Annotated in this window: 13 protein-coding genes and 1 pseudogene; 4 read left to right on the forward strand and 10 right to left on the reverse strand. The window is 65.9% G+C overall.

What is annotated here, in order from left to right; genetic code table 11:
* A partial coding sequence (locus tag KZ820_RS17300) for a FecR family protein (RefSeq protein ID WP_219750010.1) occupies window positions 1-1,766 on the forward strand: 1,766 nt, incomplete at its 5' end.
* Window positions 1,767-3,174: 1,408 nt separating this feature from the next.
* On the opposite strand, the gene KZ820_RS17305 is transcribed toward KZ820_RS17300, so the two are convergent.
* Window positions 3,175-3,732 carry a Ros/MucR family transcriptional regulator gene (locus KZ820_RS17305; RefSeq protein ID WP_373369037.1) on the reverse strand — a complete coding sequence of 186 codons (558 nt, stop codon included), beginning with the start codon at window positions 3,730-3,732 and terminating at the stop codon, window positions 3,175-3,177.
* A 598-nt stretch (window positions 3,733-4,330) separates the two neighbouring features.
* Between KZ820_RS17305 and KZ820_RS17310 the strand changes: the two are divergent.
* Window positions 4,331-5,356 (forward strand): annotated as a pseudogene (locus tag KZ820_RS17310) (IS110 family RNA-guided transposase).
* Between the two features lie 254 nt (window positions 5,357-5,610).
* On the opposite strand, the gene KZ820_RS17315 reads toward KZ820_RS17310, so the two are convergent.
* The 9 genes from KZ820_RS17315 to KZ820_RS17355 form a co-directional block, all read right to left on the reverse strand.
* Window positions 5,611-5,937 (reverse strand): DDE-type integrase/transposase/recombinase, encoded by a 327-nt coding sequence (locus KZ820_RS17315; protein ID WP_219750012.1) that lies wholly within the window; start codon window positions 5,935-5,937, stop codon window positions 5,611-5,613.
* Between the two features lie 403 nt (window positions 5,938-6,340).
* The gene (locus KZ820_RS17320) at window positions 6,341-7,957 is read right to left on the reverse strand and encodes an alpha-N-arabinofuranosidase (RefSeq protein ID WP_219750014.1); all 1,617 of its coding nucleotides are present in this window, start codon (window positions 7,955-7,957) and stop codon (window positions 6,341-6,343) included.
* Window positions 7,958-7,986: 29 nt separating this feature from the next.
* Entirely contained in the window at window positions 7,987-9,588 is a 1,602-nt protein-coding gene (locus KZ820_RS17325; RefSeq protein WP_219750016.1) for a sodium:solute symporter family transporter, read from the reverse strand.
* A 12-nt stretch (window positions 9,589-9,600) separates the two neighbouring features.
* Window positions 9,601-10,311, reverse strand: coding sequence for an SDR family NAD(P)-dependent oxidoreductase (locus KZ820_RS17330; protein WP_219750018.1), 711 nt, complete (start codon window positions 10,309-10,311; stop codon window positions 9,601-9,603).
* Window positions 10,308-11,147 (reverse strand): fumarylacetoacetate hydrolase family protein, encoded by an 840-nt coding sequence (locus tag KZ820_RS17335; protein ID WP_219750020.1) that lies wholly within the window; start codon window positions 11,145-11,147, stop codon window positions 10,308-10,310. Before KZ820_RS17335 ends, KZ820_RS17330 begins: the two co-directional genes overlap by 4 nt.
* Complete coding sequence (eno, locus tag KZ820_RS17340) at window positions 11,144-12,445, reverse strand: phosphopyruvate hydratase (protein WP_219750022.1); 1,302 nt, start codon at window positions 12,443-12,445, stop codon at window positions 11,144-11,146. The genes KZ820_RS17335 and eno overlap by 4 nt, the downstream gene beginning before the upstream one ends.
* Window positions 12,442-13,443, reverse strand: coding sequence for a phosphotransferase family protein (locus KZ820_RS17345; RefSeq protein WP_219750024.1), 1,002 nt, complete (start codon window positions 13,441-13,443; stop codon window positions 12,442-12,444). Before KZ820_RS17345 ends, eno begins: the two co-directional genes overlap by 4 nt.
* Entirely contained in the window at window positions 13,443-16,187 is a 2,745-nt protein-coding gene (locus KZ820_RS17350) for a TonB-dependent receptor (RefSeq protein WP_219750026.1), read from the reverse strand. The genes KZ820_RS17345 and KZ820_RS17350 overlap by 1 nt, the downstream gene beginning before the upstream one ends.
* A gap of 89 nt (window positions 16,188-16,276) precedes the next feature.
* A complete protein-coding gene (locus KZ820_RS17355) occupies window positions 16,277-18,727 on the reverse strand; it encodes a beta-L-arabinofuranosidase domain-containing protein (RefSeq protein ID WP_219750028.1) in 2,451 nt (816 codons plus the stop codon).
* A 153-nt stretch (window positions 18,728-18,880) separates the two neighbouring features.
* Here KZ820_RS17355 and KZ820_RS17360 point away from each other — a divergent pair, with 153 nt between their 5' ends.
* Window positions 18,881-19,675, forward strand: coding sequence for a FadR/GntR family transcriptional regulator (locus KZ820_RS17360; RefSeq protein ID WP_219750030.1), 795 nt, complete (start codon window positions 18,881-18,883; stop codon window positions 19,673-19,675).
* A 786-nt stretch (window positions 19,676-20,461) separates the two neighbouring features.
* Window positions 20,462-21,514 carry an alpha/beta hydrolase gene (locus tag KZ820_RS17365; RefSeq protein WP_258048306.1) on the forward strand — a complete coding sequence of 351 codons (1,053 nt, stop codon included), beginning with the start codon at window positions 20,462-20,464 and terminating at the stop codon, window positions 21,512-21,514.
* Window positions 21,515-21,567: the final 53 nt, after the last annotated feature.

Here is a 21,567-nt window from a genome sequence, read left to right on the forward strand (position 1 = left end):
CCAAGGGCGCGCGCGCGGTGCTGGTGCGCGGCACCGAGTTCATGCTGGTCGCGCCGGGCTCGCGGCTGACGCTGCCCGCCGCGACCGAGGCCAAGGGGATGACGCGGATCGTCGAGGAGTTCGGCAATGTCGTCTTCATGATCAAGAAGAAGATGACGCCGCACTTCGAGGTGCAGACGCCGTACCTCGCCGCGGTGGTGAAGGGGACGACCTTCAGCGTCAGCGTCGGCGGCGCCGGCAGCGCGCTGCAGGTGATCGAGGGCGCAGTCGAGGTCGCCACCAGCGACGGCGGCGCGCACGACCTGCTCACCCCGGGCGCCGTCGCGCAGGTCGGCGCGGACGACCGCTTTCGCATGGCGATCGAGCGCGACGGCGTGCGCCGCGTGATCGAGTCGCCGGCGCGGCCGAAGGAGGCGCCGGTGCCGGCGCTGCCGGTCGCGGTCGAGACCGCCGCCGCGCCCGAGTCGACTCCCGCCGCGACCGAGGCGGCGGCGCCGACGGCGCTCGCCGCCGCCCCCGCCATCACGGCGGAGCCGGCGGTGGCGAGCGTCGCGCCGGCGGCGGATGCGCCGACGGTCGTCGCGGTGAGCGAGACGGTCTATGCCGCGCCGGTGGCGCTGGCGGACACCACCGGGGGGCTCGTCCAGGGTACCACCGCGGCCGCGGGCGGCGCCAGCGCGGCGCTCGCCGCCGTGGCGAGCGCGACCCGCACCGCGACCGAGGCGTCGACCACGACGGTCAAGGCGGTCGAGATGGCCGCCGAGATCGCGGCGGCGCGCAGCGAGCAGGCCGTTGCCAGCGCCGCGGCCGAGAAGAGCGCGACGCAGGCGGCCGCGGCGGCCGCGGCGAAGGCGGCAGCCGAGCAGATGGCGGCCGCCACGGCACAACAGATTCAGGCAACGCAGGCAGCGGCCGCGGCCTCGTCACTGGCCGCGGCGCAGGCGAGTGCCGAGCAGGAGCAGGCCGCGGCCGCGCGTGCCGCGGCGATGGCGCAGGCCGAGCAGAGCGCCAAGGCCGCGCAGGACGCGCTCGCGGCGCAGCAGCAGCTCGCGGCGAGCCAGGCGGCCGAGGCGGAGGCACAGGCGCGGGCGGCGGCGGAGGCGGCAGCGGCAAGCGCCGCGCAGGCGCAGGCTGAGGCCAATGCCGCGACGATGGCGCAGGCAGCGGAGGCGGCGCGTCAGGCCGCCGCGGCGGCGCAGGCAGCGGCCGAGGCGCAGCAGAGTGCTGATCCGGCCGCGAGCGCGGCCGCGGCGCAGGCCGCCGCGGCGGCACAGGCACAGGCCGCGCAGGCCCAGGCAGCCGCGCAGGCGGCGTCACAGGGCGCGAGCAACGCTGCCGCGGCGGCGGTGCGAGCCGCGGGTGACAAGGCGGCGCGCGACGCCGCCAAGGCGCTGACCGACGCCGCCGTGCAGAAGGCGGCGCAGGAGGCGGCCAAGGCCGCGGACCAGGCGCAGAAAGCGGCCGACCAGGCCGCCAAGGCCGAAGCCGACAAAGCCGCCAAGGACGCCGAAAAGGTGGCGAAGGACGCCGACAAGGCCGCGAAGGAGCAGGAGAAGGCGCTCAAGGAAGCTGCCGATCAGGCCGCCAAGGCCGCGGCCGACGCCGCCAAGGAGCAGGAGAAAGCGGCGAAGGACGCCCAGAAGGCAGCCGACGACGCCGCCAAGGCGGCGCAGAAGGCGGCGGACGATGCCGCCAAGAAGCCGCTCCCCGGCCCGCTCGACCCGATCAAGCAGGTAATTGACCTGCTCCTGCCGAAGAAGCCCTGAACCGTAGAGGCTTGCGCTCCAGCCGCTTTTGGGGTCGCCGAGCGCGCATGGTAAAGATCGACTGCCACCCTCAAGTTGCGCGCTCACTACTTCCCTAGAGGGATCTTAAGGCGCACCATGCTTCGGTTGCTGACAAAGCCGCCTACGCCAGCCTGCTCAGCCTCCGCAGCAAGCTTCGCCCGGCCGCCCAGGATCGAGGTCTCAGCTTTTGGCAGGGCCGCTGGGTTCTGATCGTAGCGTTCCGGCAGTGCGCGGAGCCGAAATGTCTCTTGGTCGACGGCACGGCCACAAACCACCACCTCACCCGCAGCGGGGGCACTCGCGCAGGGACGCACGGGCGGCTTCCGTTGATCTAGCACAGGACCTACGACAGCCGCTTGTAGAACAAGCCACACCAGCATCGCTGTACATGCCTCACCTAGCGGAGTGACAGCGGAAGCGTAGCACCGCATGTCGCTGCCGACGACCGATGTATCGCGGTGGATGATGCCTCGTCGCGAGGCTTCGTAATCAACGAACACGTCTCCCTTCCCGCCCGCGGCGGCGAGTCGTGACGCTCCGCGCCGGAAAAGGCTACCTTTGAGCGCTCCCGGTCCCCTCTCCGCTCGTGGCGAGGACCCAGAAACGGCCGTTTCCCGCGCCCTCACCGCTTCCCAACTCCAGCCGCTTGTTCATGTCTATCGTCGTCGTACGCCCGCCCGCCTCACGCCCGCCTTTCCTTGCCCACTAAACGCCCCGTATTGCTGCCGCGAGCATAGCGGCGAGCGCTTCCTCAGCCCTTTGCCGCAAGGCCGGGTTGGTGGATGAAAAATCCCGGCGGATCCAGTCAGGTGCCCGGCTAACAACAGCGGCAACCACCGCCAGCTGCTCTTCCGTCATAGCGTCACTTTTCCCTTTTGTTCTCGCGCTCGCTGACTCATAGAATCGGAATGTCGATACGTCCCGAGAACCGCTGGCTCTACCCCATTGACTGGGAGCAGCTGTCGGCAGCGGTACGCTTCAAACGCGCACGCTCGCGGTGCGATCACTGTAGCCGCCCTCACCTGCGCAGGATCATCCACCTAGGAGATGGTAGGTGGTGGGACGCGGACGCCGGGTGCTGGCGATCGCATCTGGGAAGACGAGTTCCGCTCTTAGGCTATCTCGCACTCTCGTCTGTGCGATCGATCAAGGTCGTGCTGGCCTGCGCCCATCTCGACCACGATCTCGGCAACAATGCCCGCTCCAACCTGGCTGCGCTCTGCCAGCGTTGTCACCAAGTTCACGATGCTGCGGAGCACCGCTGGCAACGTTGGTGGAACAGGTTCCGGCGCCGAGCCATCCGCGACCTTTTCGAGGACCCACGTTTAACCAGACGGCGTGTCGTTCAACCGGCTGCTAAGTCGCTAAGGCGCCTTGCTCAGCGAGCTTAGGTGCGGATACCCAGCGTCTTGCGCGCGGCGCCAAGCGCCTCTTTGCCGCCCTTCTCCGCTTTGCCGACGATCTTCTCGGCCACCTGTTCGATGGCAGCACCGGCGCTCTCCACCAAGGTCGCAGCCTTTCGCCCCAGTCCGATCTGCTTCGCATGTGAGCGGCGCCGCTCACTGTAGCCCGGTGCCACCATCGGATAATTTGACTTGAGCTTGAAGCGCTCGCGATACTCAGCAGGCGTGAGCCCGTGGCTCGCGAGATGCCGCTTCAAGCTGGCGTACGGCTTGCCGTCTATCATGCTGATGATCCGATCCGGATCAGCGAGCGACTTGCGGGCCGAAACCGCCGGGATATGCTCCTCCGCCGACGTGGCGTCTGCGACCGAAGTGCGGCTCGACAAACCCTCCACAGCCTCATGCATCGACTTCAGGAAGGCGAGTACCTCGGCCGAGCTTGCACGCGTGTGTGGATTGGTGAGCCAGGCCGCTGTCAATTCCGCGGCGAGCGCAATGGTGTCGGGCGCATGCGCGCTTGGCTCGGAGGTCATAATAGTCATTCTTTGGGTCTAGCGAGGCGGGAAATCCGCTGTCCAGCGATCTGATCGCCCCCCTCCGATTTACTGTGTGTTTTTTGGAGCTCTAAACTTTCTGTTGGTGAGACCCAGGTGCGGTCACGCGTGGCGCCTCAGTCGCGTTCGGACATGAGCCTGCCGTCATCTGTTCGCGCCTCTTGCGTGCCCTACGCTGCCAGGTCATGCCTGGATCCCATTCAACGATTGAGGGAGCCGCGGCATGCAGGTGAACGCAGACGGTGAAGACACTGAGTCAGAGCGCGCCGAAGTCCACTTCCTCGCCGCGCTGCTAGACGAGCTGATGCGCAAGGTGCTTAGCGCCGGCGTGCTAACGCAAGCGGAATTAAACGAGGTTGAGGCCGCCGCTGCCAAGAGAGTCGGCGGAGTACCTCGAGCTTGGTAGCGTCAGGAGTGCCAACCGGTATCAGTGGGCGCGTGCGACCTCCTACTCTCTCGTGCCGAGGACTCATCTCCGGTCACTCCGGGCCGCCTGTCGGCCTCCCAACTTCGTTGGGGTGGACGCGCCCTGACGGCATCGATGTGCTAGAGTGGAGGTGTTGAAGTATCACTGCAGGAGGCGTGCATGAGCAAGGTTAGCACAGTCGGCATCGATCTGGCCAAGTCGGTTTTCGAAGATCACGGCGCGGGTGTGAGCGGCGCGGTCATAATCCGCAAAAGCTGCAACGTGACGAGGTCTTGGCGTTCTTCTCGACATTGCCGCGATGCGTGGTGGCGTTGGAGGCGTGCGCAAGCGCTCATTACTAGACGCGCGATATCGCCGCATTGAGGCACGACACTAAGCTGATCCCGCCGACGTACGTGAAGCCGTTCTTCAAACGGCGGAAGAACGACATGGCTGATGCGGAGGTGATCTGCGAGGCGGCACAGCGCCCGACGATGCGGTTCGTCCAAGGCAAGAGCGCGGAGGCGCAGGCATCGGCGGTGGTGTTCCGGACCCGCGACCTTCTCGTGCGTCAACGTACCCAGTTGATCAACGCCCTGCGCGGCCACCTCACCGAGTTCGGCTGCATCGTGCGTCAGGGTGTTGGGCACGTCGGCAAGCTGATCAAGGTGGTAGGCTACCCCACCTCCGACATCCCGGCTCAGGCGCGACCCGTGCTGGTCGTGATTGCGCAAGGGCTAGAAGCGCTGCCGATGCAGATTGCCCTGATCGACCGCGAGATTGCGAGCCGTGCGAACGCTGATTCCCGTGGCGAAGCGGCTGATGACGATCCCCGGCGTCGGCCCGGTGATAGCGACCGCCCCGGTGGCGCTGGCGCCCGCTGCCAACACCTTCCGTCGGGGGCGCGACTTCGCCGCCTGGCTCGGGCTGGTACCCCGACAGCACTCCAGCGGCGGCAAGGATCGCCTCGGGCGGACAATGAAGATAGGAGAGCGTAGCTTGCGCAGGCTTCTGATCATCGGCGCGAGCTCAGTGACGAAGGTCGCGGCGCGCAATCCTGATAAAGCCGGTGCATGGCTGGCCGGCGTGCTAGCTCGCAAGCCACGCATGCTGATCACCGTTGCGCTCGCGAACAAAATGGCGAGGATCGTCTGGGCGCTGATGGCCCACGGCGGATCCTACAAAGCGCTGGCCGCAGCGGCGTAGCCGCCAAGGCTTGAGGCGTCAGGGACGCAGGGAAGGTCAGTAGAGGGGTATGGCGCAACGGTCAGAAGACGGGATCGGGAAAACCAGTAGAATGTCCGAGCGCTTCGAGGGCGCAACCTCGGTCTGGACCCGGTCCGCGATATCAATACAGGCCAGCAGCCGTGATGATGGCTGCATAACAGGCCGGACATACGGAAGCACCTGAACCCGCGCGATCAAATCTTCCGAACACCCCCTTGTATCCGGTGGGGCGTCTACACACGGACGTTCACGGCTTTATCTGCCCTGCTCGAAAGCAGTCGTTCGTTCACGTTTCGTCTGGCCCAGCGCCTCACCCGCTGCTTCTCGCGGCTGCCGAGTCCGATCAGCGCCGCACCGTAGAAGCGCAGACCTTCGGTGGTGATCGCCTTAGGCGAGCCGTGGCGCTTAAACGCCTTCTTCATCAAAGCGAGCGCTGACTTCTTGTCGCGCGTTCTGGTGACGTAGCTTTCGAGGACCTCGCCCTCGTCATCCACCACGCGCCACAGGTAGGCCAGATTGCCGTTCAGAGGCACGTACATGTCATCCAGGTGCAGCGCCATTTGCAAAGGCCGCGCATTTGCTCACCCGCTGGCGCCGCACCTCGCCCGCGAGTAGCGGACCAAACCTGCTTCTCCACAGCCTGACCGATTCCATGGCAGATGTCGATCCCGCGTTCGAACAGCAGGTCCTCCACGTTCTGCCTCGACAGCGGAAAGCACACGTAGAGCAGCACCACGGCCGGACCATCCCGGGCGACGAGTTGAAGTAGCGGAACGGACTGCTGGCTTGCGCGGGCAAGGCATGGCCCTTCTTAACCCGGCGAGCGCCACAGGTGCATTAGCGTCGAAGGAGCCCATCGTAGCCTTCTTGCGAACCGCAGCCAGGCTCCCGCGGCAATCGTCCCCTCAACGCCAAGCTGCAAAGCTTGAAACGTCCGCGACCGACAGCACCGGCAGCCCGGCCTTAGGACCCACTAAGCGACAACCTTCCGACGACGATTGATTTAGCCGGCAAGCTTACGATGCCGCCGGTCGTCAGCGTCGCTGAAAATCTGGCGGGCACTAGGCGATCTGGCTCGTCAAAATCGTTATGCTGATCCATCGCTTCGGCGGTAAGGATGTGGCCGACCAATGCGCACGGCGACGACATGCCAGGTATCGTCAGCCGCACATTGCGCGCTCGCGTCGGATCCAGGTTCACCAGGGAAATCCAGATTATCCCGTCCTCGGCGCGAGCTACCGAGGCGTCGACCGCCGGCAACGTAATGGCGCCGACACGATACCTTGGCCCCCCGGTAACCGACGCTAGCGGTGTCGCGCCGCGGAATGGTTTGTAGAGGTCGAACACCCAGTAGGTTGGCGTCCGGAACATGCGCGGGCCATCCGTGTGGATCATGGCCTGATCGACATTGACCATCTGAGCGATGGTGGCCATACGAACGCGATCGCTGTGCCGATGAAAGACGTTGAGCGTGATTGCCGCTACTAGCGCATCACGCAATGTGTTCTGCCACGAATACAGATTTGGATCCTTCCCGGGCGGCGTGTCCAACCAGCTCCCCCATTCGTCGACGGCAAGCATGACACGCTGCTCTTGATCGTACCGGTCCATGATCGCACTGTGACGCGTCACCAGCTCTTCCATGCGGCGTGCATTTCGCAAGGCGGAGCCCCACTCGGCCTCGCTGAACCCGATCGCTGACCCCTTTCGCTCCCAGGTACCGGCAAAGGTGTAGTGATGCAGGCTTAAGGCATCGAAATACCGCGCCCCGGCGTCACGCATCATCACTTCGGTAAAGTGGTAGTCATCGACATTGGGGCCGGCCGCGACACGGATCGTGCGGGTACCGGGCGCGGTGGCGAAGAAGGCAGCGTAACGCCGTGTGGTCGCCGCCGCCTTTTCGGCGGTCATGTTGCCGCCGCACCCCCAGCTTTCGTTGCCGACGCCGAAAAAGGCGACGCGGAACGGCACCCTGCTGCCGTTCTTACCCCGTTCCTTCGCGAGGGTCGAGCCACCGACGGCGGTCATATACTCCATCCAGCGCGCCATGTCGGTGGGGGTGAGCGAGCCGATGTTCCCGGCTATGTAGGCCGACGTGCCGCCGAGTTGATCGAGCAAGTCCATGAACTCATGGGTGCCCACGGCGTTTGTCTCGGGAACGTCGCCCCAAGCGGTATTCACCCGGTTGGGCCGCCGCTTGCGCGGACCGATGCCGTCGCGCCAGTCATATTTATCGGCGAAACAGCCGCCCGGCCAGCGCAGCAGCGGCACTTCCAAGGCCCGTAACGCCGAGACCACATCGTTACGGAAGCCGCGGGTGTTCGGAATGGACGAGTCCGGCCCCACCCACAGGCCGCCGTAGACGCCGTGGCCAAGATGCTCTGAGAACTGACCATAGATATTCCGGCTGATCGGTACGCCTTCCGAAGCCGGACTGACGACGACGTCGGCGATCTCGGCCTTATTCGGCCGCTGCGCCCTCGTCCCACTCGTCGGCCAGGCGATGAACGCTGCGGCCAACAGCAGAATGTGCACCAGAGCCCGGGCATTGCCCCGCTTCCCCCCGATGGTCAAAGGCATACCAAGGCCTCCACTGGTTGTCGGCTGAATCACCAGAATGCCGCATAAAGAGCGATCAGGATCAGGATCACGCCGGCACTGCCGACATTGAACGATCGGGCCGACGCGTAGGAGACGTTCTCGACGTCGACCGTAATCGCACGGCGCTGGGGAACGATCAGCGATACAGCGACCGTCGCGCCAAGCGCCAGCACGAAGACGACGAGCCAGCGGTCCATGAACGGCAGGGAAGGCCAGATCCGAGCGAGCATGATCGATAGCAGAAGCGACCCCACCGCACCGACCAGCGCCCCCGCCTCGCTCGCGCGCCGCCAGAACAGGCCGAGCAGAAAAATCACGGTGATACCCGGCGTGAAGAAGCCGGTATATTCCTGGATGAACTGGAACGCCTGGTCCGCTCCGCCAAGCAACGGCCGTGCGGTCGCCGCCGCGACGAGCGTGGCGATGACGGCGGTCACACGCCCGGCCAGCACAAGTCGCCGATCTTCCGCGGCGGTGCCCTGATGCGCAGACGAGGCTCCAGTAACCGCATCCGGGCGGGCGCGCCGGCGGCCGAACAGATCGAGCGCGACGATGGTGCCGATCGCGTTGATCTTTGATGCCGCCGACGCGATGATCGCGGCGGTCAGCGCGGCGAAGACGAGCCCGAGGAGGCCCGGCGGCAGTAGCCGCATCATCGTCGGATACGCCTGATCGGGCTTGTCCAGCCCCGGCGCGAGCACTACCGCCGCGATACCAGGCAGCACGATGATGAACGGCATCAGCAGCTTGAGATAGGCCGCGAGCATCACGCCCTTCTGCGCCTCTGCCAGCGATCTCGCGGCAAGTGCGCGTTGGATGATGTACTGATTGAAACCCCAATAGGCGAGGTTCGCGATCCACATGCCGCCGACGATTACGCTGATCCCCGGCAGGTCGCGGTAGAAGGGATTGTCGGAATGAAGGATCATCTCGAAGTGCCCCGGCGCCGCTCGCATCAGCCGCCCCGCGCCCGCGAGGATGCTGCCCTCGCCGATCTGCGACAGCGTCATGGCGCTGATCGTCAAGCCGCCGAACACCAGCAGCGTGACCTGGACGACATCGGTGAGCGCCACCGCCTTCAGACCGCCGCGCAACTGGTAAAGGAGCGCAAAGGCGGCGAGGCCATAGAGCGCGACATCCTGGTCAAGGCTCGAAACCTGCGACACGGCAATCGATCCCAGCCAGATGATGCTGGTCAGGTTGACGAAGACGTACAGTCCGACCCAGAACACCGCCATCAGCGTACGGATCGACGGACCGTAACGCTGCTCCAGGAATTGCGGCATCGTGTGGATGCCGTTCTTCAGGAAGATCGGCAGGAAGAACTTGCCGACCACCAGTAGCGTCAGCGCCGCCATCCATTCATAGGACGCGATGGCCAGACCGATCGCATAGCCCGATCCCGACATGCCGACGATCTGCTCGGCCGAGATATTTGCCGCGATCAGGCTGGTGCCGATCGCCCACCAGGGCAGCTTCTTCGATGCCAGGAAATAATCGGTGGAGGTCTTTGGTCCCTCGCCGCGATCGCGCGACAGCCATTGTGCGAGGCCGAAGATGAACACGAAATAGACGCCGACGATCGCCAGATCGAGAGTGGAGAACCGCATCGCCGCTCCTGTTCAGTAGGTCGCCCGTCCGCCCGACAGATCGAAGACCGCGCCGGTGGAAAAACTGTTCTCTGCCGAGACGAGCCACGCCACCATCGCCGCCACTTCGTCGAGCTCGAGGAAACGTCCGCGCGGGATCTTTGCGAGCATGTAGTCGATGAACTCCTGTGTCACGGCGTCGAAGATGCGGGTCCGCGCCGCGGCCGGAGTGACGCAGTTGACGGCGACGTCATAGGCGGCGAGCTCCTTTCCCAGCGACTTGGTCATGGCGATCACGGCCGCCTTCGATCCGCTATAGGCGGCGGCACAGGGATTGCCTTCCTTGCCGGCGATCGAGGCGATGTTGACGATGCGGCCATAATTCCGGGCGATCATGCCGGGAACCAGCGCGCGGCTCACCAGGAACGTGCCGTCGACATTGACCGCCTGCACTCGGCGCCAGTCCTCCAGCGAATAGTCCCACAGGTTCGCGGTCGGGCCGGCGATCCCGGCGCAATTGACGAGGATGTCGATCCCACCGCAGCGCGCGCCCGTCTCCGCCGCCGCCGCCGCGACACTCAGCTCGCACGTCACGTCCACGGCAAGGCCGTCGTCGCTCGTATCCAGATCCCAGGCGACGACCACCGCGCCGGACGCGCGCAACCGCGCACACACCGCCGCCCCGATCCCGCGCGCACCGCCCGTCACCACCGCGACCCGCCCGGCAAGGTCGATCGCGTTCACGCGCCCGCGACCTGCTGGCGCTGCTCACCCAGCCCGTCGATCCCCAACCGCAGCTTCGCGCCCGGGCCGAGGAAGCGCGGCGGCTTCACGCCCGCCCCCACCCCCGCCGGTGTGCCCGTACAGATCAGATCGCCGGGCATCAGCCGTGTGAAGTCGCTGAGGTACGAGATGATGCGCGCGACCCCGGCGATCATGTCGCGCGTGTTGCCGTCCTGCATGCGCCCGCCGTCGACGTCCAGCCAGAGCGACAATGCCTGCGGATCTGGCACCTCGTCGCGCGTGACGATCCACGGACCGACGGGACAGAAGCCCGGATGGCTCTTGCCCTTCATCCATTGGCCGCCGCGCTCCATCTGCCACGCGCGCTCGGACAGGTCGTTGACGATCGTGTAGCCGAGCACGTGGCCGAGCGCGCGATCCTCGGGAACCCGATGCGCCGGGCGGCCGATCACGATGCCCAGTTCGACTTCCCAGTCCAGCTTCGTCATCGACGCGTGCCAGTGGATGGTATCGTTCGGGCCGGCCAGTGCGCTTGCCGCCTTGCTGAACACCACCGGCTCGTCCGGGATCGCCGCCCCCGCCTCTCGCGCGTGGTCGGCATAGTTGAGGCCGATGCACCAGATCGTGCCCGGCCGCGCCAGCGGACTTCCGATCCGCGCACCGGCGAGGTCGATCACCGGCTGGTCGCGATACCCGGCGAGCCGTCCGACCAGATCGTCGCTGATCGCCTCGGGAACAAGATCACCGATCAGCGCCGACACGTCGTGCGCATCGCCCGCGTCGGAAATGACGGCGGGCCGCTCGCTGCCGACGGCGCCGATCCTCATCAGCTTCATGCGTCACTCCCTCTCTTGTGCCACCATGTCCCGGCGAGCGGGCGACCGCCCATGAAGGCCGCGTCGCCCAGCGCGTCGGCGATGCGCAGGCACTCGTTCCACTTGGCGGTGCGTTCGGATCGCGCGATCGATCCGACCTTGAGCACATCGGCGCCCCAGCCGACGGCCAGATGACTGATCGACACGTCCTCGGTCTCGCCCGAGCGGGCCGAGACGATCGTCCGCCAGCCGGCGGCACGCGCCGCGCGGACCGCCTGGAAGGCCCGCGAAACGGTCCCTGCCTGATTGACCTTGATGAGTGCGGTGTTGCACGCCCGCCCGGCAGCCGCGATGCGCTCCGCGCTCGTCACAAGGAAGTCGTCGCCGACCACGAGCACGTGCGATCCGTGTGCTTCGCCGAACGCCGTGAAGGCGGCGACCTCGTCCTCGGCCAGGGGGTCCTCGACCGCCACGATCGGATATCGCTCCAGCCACCCGGCAATGCGTTCGGAAAATGCCGGGGCGTCAAGGTGCCGATCGTCGATCCGATAGCCGTGCGGCCCGCGAAACTGGGTCGCGGCGATGTCGAGCGAGATGACGACGCGCTCGCCCGGTACTTCGCCCACGCGCTCAATTGCGAGCATCAGCATGTCGAGCGCTTGCTCGTTGGTGCCGAAGGCGGGCCACCAGCCGCCCTCGTCGGCGACGCCGGCCCGCAGGCCGCGTTCCTCCATCAGCGCGCCCGCCGCGTGATAGACACCCGCCGTGATGGCCATCGCCTCCGCGAAGGTGTCGGCACCGGGAACCATCACCATGAAATCCTGAAGGTCGACCCGCCGCGCCGCATGTGCGCCGCCGCCGAAGATCTGCACCTCGGGCAGCGGCAGCAGCGGCGGCGCACCCGACGTCGCGGCAAGATGCGCCCAGAGCGGCACGCGTGCATGCGCGGCGGCGGCGTGAGTGCCCGCGAGCGACACCGCAACCGCGACGTTTCCGCCGATCGCGGCGAAATTCGGCGTGCCGTCGACCCGGGCCAGTACGGCATCGAACGCCGACTGATCGCGCACGTCAAGGCCGTGCAGCGCGGGCGCGACCCGGCTCGACAGCGCCGTCAGTGCTCGATCGACGCCCTTGCCGTCGAAGCGCGAGCCGCCGTCGCGCAGTTCAACCGCCTCGCCGCTCCCGCACGATGCGCCTGCAGGCGCCGCCGCTCGTCCGACCGCCCCGCTTTCAATCGCGATCTCGACTTCGACGGTCGGATGTCCGCGTGAATCGTAGATGCGGCGCCCCCGGACGGATCGGATATCAGCGCCGCTCATGTCGCATAGGCTCCCAGCAGCGCCTCGACACCGGGTGGCGGCGATGCGATCAGGCGGCGACCGAGCCGACGCAACCGCACGCGCTCCACCTCATCGAGATATCCCAGTGGCGACATCCCATCGACGCGCGCCAGGGTCAGCGCGGGCACCAGATCGAGCACGCGCGTCTCGATCGCAGCGACGGCTTCCCAGGTGACGCCCTCCGCATAGGCTTTCCAGGCCGCCGCGGCCGCCATGGACAGCGTGGCCCTGGGCAATCGCAGCAGCGCCGACTTGATCGCCAGGTGGTTGAGGAGGAACGCGATGTCAAATGCCGGGTCACCGAAGGTCGCGCATTCGGCATCGATGAACACCGGCCCCGCCGGGCCGTGCAAGATGTTCTTCGGACTGACGTCGCCGTGCACGAGGGCGGTCCGCGCTGCGTCGAGCTGATCGGCGAGACTGGACAGGCGCGCGAGGAGGTTGGGGTGGCGCCGCGCCGTGGCGCGCAGATAAGGATCGGTCCGCAGCCGCCGGAAATCCTTCTCGTTCGAAAAGCGCGCTGCGACGTCCGTAGCGAAGGCCGACCGCGCGTGGATGGCGGCTAGCTGTGCGCCGGCGGCACCGGCGAATACCGGGTCGACCAACCCGGTCAGCAATTCGCCCTTCCACACCGGAAAATCGGCCGGCGGCAGGAAACGAGTGACCACCGCCTGACCGGCGGCGTCATAACCGAGCGGTTCGGGCACGGCCGCACCGGCGGTCGGCCGTGCGAAAAGGAACCACTCGAACTCGGCAGCGGCGCGATGCAGCGGCGCCGTCCACCGCGCGGCGACGCGCAGCCGTTCGAGCGCGAACTTCACGCACACCGGTGGTTTGCCGTGCAGGTCGACGCGGAAGACATCCGCCGACACGCCGCCGGACAGCGCGGTTACCGTCGCGATCTCTGCCGGCGCGGCGAGCGCCAGCCGCCCGAGTGTCGCCGTCACCCGCGATCGTCCCGGCTCGATGTCGCTCATCAGTAGCGCAGCCGCACGCCGATCAGGAACGATCGCTCATCATAGGAATAGTCGCGAGGCACCAGCACCTCGTCCTGGTAGCTGCGGAATGTCCGAGTCTTCGCACCAGTCAGGTTGAGCCCGTCGAAGGTGATCGTCATGTTCGGGCCGACATCGTAGTTGATGCTGGCGTCCAGGCGCCCCTGCGGCTGGGCACGCGTGAAGTAGACGCCGGTATCGACCGGACGAACGTCCTGGCCCTGCGTCTGCTCGTAGAGGTTGTAGGCCGAGCGCCAGTTATAGACCGCGCGGGCGGAGAGGCCGAATTTCTCGTAAAGCAGGCCGACATTATAATTGTTTTTCGATACCCCGGTGAGCGCATAGCCTTCGAGCGTATCGCCCGGTGTCGTCACCTCGCTGTCAGCGTAGGTGTAATTGGCGAACACGCCCAATCCACCGAACGCACCCGGCAGAAAGTCGAGGAACACCTGACCCGACGCTTCGATTCCCTGAAGCGTGGCGGAGCCGACGTTGCGCGGTCGGTTGATGTTGTACTCGATACCCGCGATCGTCTCGCGCGCGACCTGCCCGACCACACGATCGGTTATGTTCTTGCGATAGGCGCCGAGCGCCAGATAGCCTCGCCGCCCGAGATAATATTCGAGCGTCGCGTCATAGCTGTCTGACTTCTGCGGTCGCAGGTCGGGATTGCCTGCGCTGCCGGAGTTCAGGATGTAGTCGCTGGTCGACAGCGTATAGTTGATGCCCGGATTCAGTGATCCGAAGCCGGGCCGGCTGATCGCCTTCGCATAGGTGACGCGCGCTTGCAGGTCGCTCCCGATCTTGAGCCTCGCGCTGGCGTTCGGCAGGAAGTCGGAATCGCTGGTGCTGCGTGCGACCGCAACAACCGAGGAGCCGCCGGCGTCGTCGAATACCCGTCCGGCGCCGGCGATGTCGCGATCGGTCTTGGTAAACCGCACGCCGACTAGGCCATCGAGCGACAACGCGCCGCTGATCGGCACGTCGTATCGCACCTGTCCATAGGCGGCGTAGGTTCGCTCCCTCACCGAATAGCCGCGCTCGGCCTGATCGACGGGGCGGCCAGCGGGCAGACCGTAGACAGCGCGGATCACGTCCTGGTTGGCGGCCTCGAGCAGGTAATCCGTGCGCGGGACGCTGAAAGTCGCCCCGCCGTCGAAACCGGCGACCGACGATGCTCCGAGAAAGCCGCTGCCGAGGTCGTAGTTGGAGATTGGCGTGGCGAAAGCGCCGCCGGGTGCACCGCCGCCCTGATAATAGCCACTTACTTCCGCCTTGCGCTCGGCGATCCGACCGCCGAACTGCAGTTCATCCACGATACCGCCGACATCGTAACGCGCATCGAAGCGGGCCGCCTTCAGCGTGGCCGCCGCGCGCGAGAACGAATCGTCGAGACCGTAGGTAAACCGAAAATCGCTCGGATCGGCCAGCGGCAGACCAACGGCGTCGGCCAGCGGCTGTCCACCCTCGTTCGTGCGCACGGTGACCGACGCGATCGGTTTTCCAATCAGCACCCGGAAACCCTCGTCGCTTGTCACCGATCTGACCCAAGACAGGTCCGCCATCAAATGCAGGCGACCCGAGTCATATTTGACGCCGCCGCCGAGCTGATAATTGTCCGTCCGGTTCCGATGCGCCTCGGTCGCGGTCAGCGCGTTGAGGTTGTTGGCGGTGAAGCCGCGCGCCACGCAATAGCGCCCGACGCTGCCAGTGGGGCTGTAGAAGCCGTTTCCACCCACCTGATAATCGCTGCAATCGTCGGACAGGTCGACGTTCGTCATCGATTGTGCGGAGACGTTGTCGTACAGGATATAGTTGTCGGCGCGGGTCGTACGGTCGCCGGCGTACAGCCCGTCGATGTAGAATTCGAGTTCGACGGATGGCTTCCACTGGAGAGCAAAATTGCCCTGTGGCCGCGTATAGTGGCCGTTGGCGTTCAAACCCGTCTGCGCAGCGGGCAGGATGACGCCGCCGACGCCCGGAATATTGCGCGCGAGCAGATTGTCGTTGAACGGCGTCTGGCGGCTGTATTGATACTGCCGGACCGACGCGTTCACGAGCACGCCGAACTCGCCGCCCGCACCGTCCCAATGATGGGCCGCAAGGACATTCGCGGTGATGCTGGTGCGACCGACCCGTTCACCGTAGATGGCCCGGACGTTCGCCGCGAGCGTCGTTCCAGCCTTGAGCCGCAGCGGTTTCTGAAGGTTCAGATTGACGACACCGGCCACGCCGCCCTCGATTAGGTCGGCCGAACTCGACTTGTAAACGTCGGCCTGCGCCAGCGCCTCGGCGGGCAGGTCTTCGAAAGCGAACCCGCGGCCGGCACCGGTGAACACCTCGCGCCCATTAAGCGTCGTCAGGATGTCGTCCAGACCGCGGATGATCGGCCCGCCGACCTCGTTGCGGCTGTTGACCGCCACCTGCACGCCGGGGATGCGCTGAAGCGCGGAGGCGACGCTGGTATCGGGAAACTTGCCGATATCGTCGGCAACGATGCTGTCGACGACTTGATCGGCGCGCTGCTTGATATCGGCCGCCTGGACCAGGCTGGCGCGCTGGCCGACGATGACGATGTCCTGGGCGGGGGCGGCTTCGGCCGCTTCGGCCGAGGGCGCATCCTGGCTCGTCGGCGGCACCAGATCGACCGTGCCGGACTGTGCACGCGCGACCGGCGCAACGACGACCGACAGCGCGGAAACCGACAGCAACCAGGATGTGCGCATGACCTCTCCCCTCGTCCGGCCGTCCCTCTAGTGGGGCAATCCTCAGAGTATTGAAAGTCTGCTTATCCTCAGAGTATTGCGCTTGTCAATCAGGCAAGTCGAAATGTGCGAACGTGGGAGAAGAGCCGGCCGGCACGGCCCGGCACCCGCTCGAACCCCTTGGCGAGGAACCGGATCGTCACGCGCTTGCGGTTCTTCGTGAGCTCTGGCGGCAGGGGATAGGTGACATCGTGCCACTTACCCGGCGCCTCGCGCGCCAGCGACTGGGTCGCCACCACCACCGCGCCAGCGTCGGGAAGCACGATGTCGAACAGCCGCGCGAAGGTCGCGTCGCCCGCATCGCCACCCCAATAGCGGCACGTCAGAAAGGTTTTCCGCACCGGATCAACGGCAAGCGTCATGTCGATCGCCTCGTCGCCCTCGATCCAGGCTTCGCCATGCGCCTGCCCGAAACGAACCCGGTTGGTGGTGAGCCGGTGAAGCGCCTGCGAGTGCGCATCGCCGATCGTCAGCTCGTCGAGGAGCCGTTGTTCGGGCTCCCCGATCAAGCGCGTATAGCCTGCATATCGATGATCGACGACGCGGTGCAGCGGTCGGAACCGGACCGGCGACGCGCCGGTAAGATCGAAAGATCCGGGCTCCGCCGCCGGGCGCAGGGCGCGCAGCAGCGCGTCGGAAGCGCCCGTGAACGTGACCTCTCCGTCTGCGCAGCCCACCAGGAAATTGGGACCGTGGTGGAGCGAGACCATGTCGGCGCGGTCGGTCATCGGCTCGGCCCGCAAGGCGAAGGGCAGATCGATCTCGACTCGGTCGCCGTCGCGCCATACGCGGGTGATCGGCAGGAAGGCACCGGGCGTAACGACCTTCGACACGGCACGATCATTCACGCGGACCGCCGCGCCGCTCGCCCAAGCCGGGATCCGCACGTGAAGCGCGAAGCGGCGGGGGGCCGGCATCGCCATGCGCAGCCCGATCCGCCCGTCCGCGGGAAACCGCGTCTCCTGCGTTACGCGGACCCCCGCGGCGCGCCAGTCGAGCGTGCCGGGTACGTAGTTCACGACATACAATGCCTCGGCGCCGCGATGAAGGAAGGCATTCTCGGGCAGCTCGGCATAGGCCTCGACCCCCGAGCCGTAGCAGCACCAGAAACTGTCCTCCGCGGTGCCGAACTTCTTCACCGAACCGGGCGCGAGATTGAGGTTGTAGACCAGCATCCCGCTTGCCGGATGCTGCTGTGCAAGTACCGCATTCACGTAGCGCCGCTCATAAGCGTCACCCCAGCGTGCGTCGCCGGTCACACGCAGCGCATAGGCGGTTACGCGGTTGAGGTTGTGGCTGCAGCAGCTCTCCCCGCATTCCCGGTGCCCGGCGCTCGAGACGCTGCCGACGCCCCGTGCGGACGGGGCCACGCTCGCCTGCCGGAACGTCAGGCCGGGAGTGCCGAACAGCTCGGCGCCGTAATCGAGTGGCGCGGGATAGTCGCTCGTCCCGCTCACCGATCCGTTGGCGAACTCATGCCCCTCGCGCATCCAGCGAAGAAAATTGAGCGTCGCATCGCGATAGGCCGGGGCGCCCGTCGTCTCGTGATGCCGCGCCAGCCCCATGACGTTGGCGATCTCAGTATTGGCGTGCTGGGCATTGCGGCCGAGCTCGTCACGGTCCTCAGCCAGCATCGACAGGAACCAAGGCCGGTCGAAACACGCGGCTAGGCGGCGATGCGCCGGGTTGCCGGTCTGGCGCCAGAGCAGCAGGCAGACGTCCTGCATCGCGCCAAATTCCATGAAGAATCTCGGCGTCTGCCCCTGATAACGGCGCGTTTCAGTCATCGCGGCGATGCGCGCCGCGTCGAGCCGCGACATCCGCCAGGCGAAATAGTTGGCCATGCCGGTGGCGACCGACAGCGCCTGACGATTGCCGCCGATCAGATAGGCGTCGAGTAGACCGGCCATAAACTTGTGGATCTGGTAATAGGGCACGTCGCACGGCTTCAGAGCCTCTAGGCGATCAAACTGAGCGGTGGACTGGGTGTTGAGATAGCCGAAGCGGCCCGGCGCGTCCTCACCCTGCAAACGGCCAATCGCCTGCTGGCATTGATGCAGATCGGCCACCAATCGGTCACGGCGCGCTGCCAGACCCCGCGCCGCCTCGGGATCGAGCGCCGCCATCGACTTTGCGGCCTTGCTGACCGCGGACAGGTAGTGGCCGATGAAGTGGCCGCGCGACCCCCATGTCGGCGCCTCCCACCCGCCATATGGCTTCGCCGATCGGGTCGACAACCCGGCATAGCTGCGGACGCTGTAGAGCAGTCGGTCGAGATCAATCGAGAGCAGATAGGCAAGGTTGACGCGCATCCGCGACGCGGTCTCGCTTGCGGGATCCACAGTGAAAGCGTCGTGCGAAAAGCTGCGAAGGGGGTCGAGCTCAGCCCACTGACCGTCGGTCGTCACTTGCGCCATCAGCGGCAGAGAAGCTGCGCCACATGCGCCACCCTTCATCATGCCTCGCCGGCTCAACCGCATACCGTCGTCGTTACTTATCATCACGGCCTCTCCTATAGGTCGTCAATACCCTGAGTTTTAAGGTTTTGAAAGATCAGCCTGTCGATCGAGGAGTGAGGCTGCGCGAGGCTATGGTGTGTAAATACGCGGGCGGCTACAAACGATTGGCAACAACGGCGTAAACCAATGTCCACTATGCCTTCCAAGACCCGTCGGACGTCCAAGCCGATCCTGGCAATCGAGCCGATCAACGCCGATTCCGATGCGGCGCGGATAACCCGCCCGCACAACGCCGTTGCCGAGCGGTTGGGCATCGCGATTCTGGGGGGCGACTATGTTCCCGGCGACACGCTGCCCAACGAAGATGAGGCAAGCGGACAGATGCAGGTGTCGCGCAGCGCCTACCGCGAAGCCATTCGCACGCTCGCAGCAAAGGGCCTGGTTCGAAGTCGACCGAAGGTCGGCACGCGGGTGACCGAGCCTGCCGACTGGAACCTCCTCGACGTCGACGTCCTTAAATGGATGTTCGCGAGGGAGCCCGCCCCGCGCTTCATCGCCGATCTGTTCGCGCTTCGCTTGATGGTCGAGCCGACCGCGGCACGGCTGGCGGCGGCGAACTGGACTGAGCCGAGCTTCCGCGAGCTGCGCGCCGCGATGGACGGGCTAGTTTCGCACGAGCCGTCGAGCGAGGCATGGCAGAACGCCGACAAGCAGTTCCATGAAGCGATAATCCGCCTTGCCGACAACGCGTTTTTAACCACGCTGTCGATCGCAATCACGACAGCGGTGCGACTAACGACGATGTACAAGCTGAGCGAGCCAGGAATCATCAACAATTCAACCGTTGACCATCTACGCGTTTACGAAGCGATCGCTGCGCGCGACGGCGCGTTGGCCGAGGCACGAGTTAAAACCTTGATTGAAACGGCACGCGACTTGACGGTTGCGATCGGCCAGCGCCCAGGACGGCGGCGGCCATCAACGACTTAGTTGCCCGCTTGCTGAGTGGCACACCGACCAGGTGATTAGTCATCGTTGATGGCCTGCAACGCGAGCTGCAGAGCGAGTGCACCCAAGATTAAGCTCAGCCTAAAGCGAAATGCCTCGAAGACGTCGTCGATGGTTTGCCTGCAACCTTGCTGTGATCGATTGCGCTTCCCCGTGCAACCCCTGCTCAGGCAATGCTCTGCTCACAACTCGATAGGAGCAAAGCTTCGGTGCCTCGCTACCTTACTGCATGAACGGTTGGCGCTCGATTCGATCACGGTGGAGTGAAATGTGGTGTCCGCCGGCTGCCAACATCCGCTTGATCACAGCGACGATCAACGCGCATTGCTGACCCGAGCCGTGTCGACAATGAGCTCGGCGGCGCGGCGTTTGATCGCCGATCGCACATCGATAACGACGAACGGGGCAAACAATCTTCGCGGAATCATCACCAAGAAAGACCTACAAAGAGCTGCAATGTCGAGACCCTTTTCATCTACTCGCAAAGCCATAGACCGGCACCTCATTGGCGCTGGCCTTTACCTTGAGTAATGCTACGGGATTGCTATCATCGTAGCTTTTAATTGCACAGCAAGGTCGCGATCAGGGCACTAATTTGCTGCCCGCGAACGCACAGCAGAGCACTGGGACGGCGAGCAGCGCATAGCCGCGCGAACATGTATCCGGGTGCGGACCGGCTGATCCGCACTGCCTGTGGGGAGGCGCTTGTCATCGCATTCAGCCCTAAGTAACTTAATGTATGATTTTAAGGGCGAGAGCGGTATAGAGATGCTCGACAGAACGCTGACCCGCCGCTCGCTCGTCGCCGGGGCGGCGACCATGCTGATCCCGACGAGGGTCCGACCTTCCGAACTCGACCGTTTGATCGCCGCGGTAGACCCGGACCTTCGTGCGCCGCTGCGCGGCCGTGTCGATCTCGGTGGCACGCCTCTGTCGCGTGCGACCCTCGCGGCCGCGCGCAACTCCATCATCACGCCGCGACCGCTTCCCGCACCGCCGATCGCCGCCCGCCGCATCGCCGGTGTTCCCGGCGCGCCGCCGGTCAGCCTCTATGTCATCAACCAGGGCGAGCCCGGCACGCGCCGACCCGCCATCCTCCACATTCACGGCGGCGGCTATGTGCTGATGCGCGCCGACGACACCTTCCCGCAGCTGCAGACGATCGCACGCGCGCACGACTGCGTCATCGTCACCGTCGACTATCGCTTGGCGCCCGAGACCCGCTTCCCGGGCGCACGCGACGACAATGAGGCGGCGCTGCGCTGGCTCCACCGCGAAGCGGATTCGCTCGGGGTCGATCGCTCGCGGATCGCTGTGATGGGTGAGAGCGCCGGCGGCGGCCACGCGGCGATGCTGGCGCTGGCGGCGCGCGACCGCGGCGAGGTCTCGCTCGTGGCGCAAATTCTGGTCTATCCCATGCTCGATGATCGCACGGGCAGCCGTCGCATGCCGCGAACGGGTATCGGCGAGATCGGTTGGACCTCGGCGCAGAACCGCTTCGGCTGGGGCGCGCTGCTCGGCGTGGCGGCAGGGTCCTCTGTCGTGCCGAGCGGCGCCGTGCCAGCGCGCGTGCCCGATCTCGCTGGCCTGCCGCCGACGTTCATCGCGGTCGGCTCGATCGACCTCTTCGTCGACGAAGACATCGACTATGCACACCGGCTCATCGATGCGGGCGTATCGACCGATCTGATGGTGCTCGACGGCGCCTACCACGGCTTCGACGGCGCGGTGCCCGACGCGCCGGTGACACGACGCTTCGTCGCCTCACGCGACGCCGCGCTGCGCCGCGCTTTCACCCCCGGCGGGTGGCGGCGCGGCTGAGGTCTGACCCATCTGCGACCCGATCATGCTCCAGCGTGGGCAATAGCACGGTG

The sequence above is a fragment of the Sphingomonas citri genome (assembly GCF_019429485.1).
Lineage (GTDB): Bacteria > Pseudomonadota > Alphaproteobacteria > Sphingomonadales > Sphingomonadaceae > Sphingomonas > Sphingomonas citri.

Coding starts and splice junctions, on each gene's coding strand:
- KZ820_RS17305 (WP_373369037.1), bottom strand. CDS start 3,732: ATGACTATTATGACCTCCGAGCCAAGCGCGCATGCGCCCGACACCATT.
- KZ820_RS17315 (WP_219750012.1), bottom strand. CDS start 5,937: ATGGCGCTGCACCTGGATGACATGTACGTGCCTCTGAACGGCAATCTG.
- KZ820_RS17320 (WP_219750014.1), bottom strand. CDS start 7,957: ATGCCTTTGACCATCGGGGGGAAGCGGGGCAATGCCCGGGCTCTGGTG.
- KZ820_RS17325 (WP_219750016.1), bottom strand. CDS start 9,588: ATGCGGTTCTCCACTCTCGATCTGGCGATCGTCGGCGTCTATTTCGTG.
- KZ820_RS17335 (WP_219750020.1), bottom strand. CDS start 11,147: ATGAAGCTGATGAGGATCGGCGCCGTCGGCAGCGAGCGGCCCGCCGTC.
- eno (WP_219750022.1), bottom strand. CDS start 12,445: ATGAGCGGCGCTGATATCCGATCCGTCCGGGGGCGCCGCATCTACGAT.
- KZ820_RS17345 (WP_219750024.1), bottom strand. CDS start 13,443: ATGAGCGACATCGAGCCGGGACGATCGCGGGTGACGGCGACACTCGGG.
- KZ820_RS17350 (WP_219750026.1), bottom strand. CDS start 16,187: ATGCGCACATCCTGGTTGCTGTCGGTTTCCGCGCTGTCGGTCGTCGTT.
- KZ820_RS17355 (WP_219750028.1), bottom strand. CDS start 18,727: ATGATAAGTAACGACGACGGTATGCGGTTGAGCCGGCGAGGCATGATG.
- KZ820_RS17360 (WP_219750030.1), top strand. CDS start 18,881: ATGCCTTCCAAGACCCGTCGGACGTCCAAGCCGATCCTGGCAATCGAG.
- KZ820_RS17365 (WP_258048306.1), top strand. CDS start 20,462: ATGCTCGACAGAACGCTGACCCGCCGCTCGCTCGTCGCCGGGGCGGCG.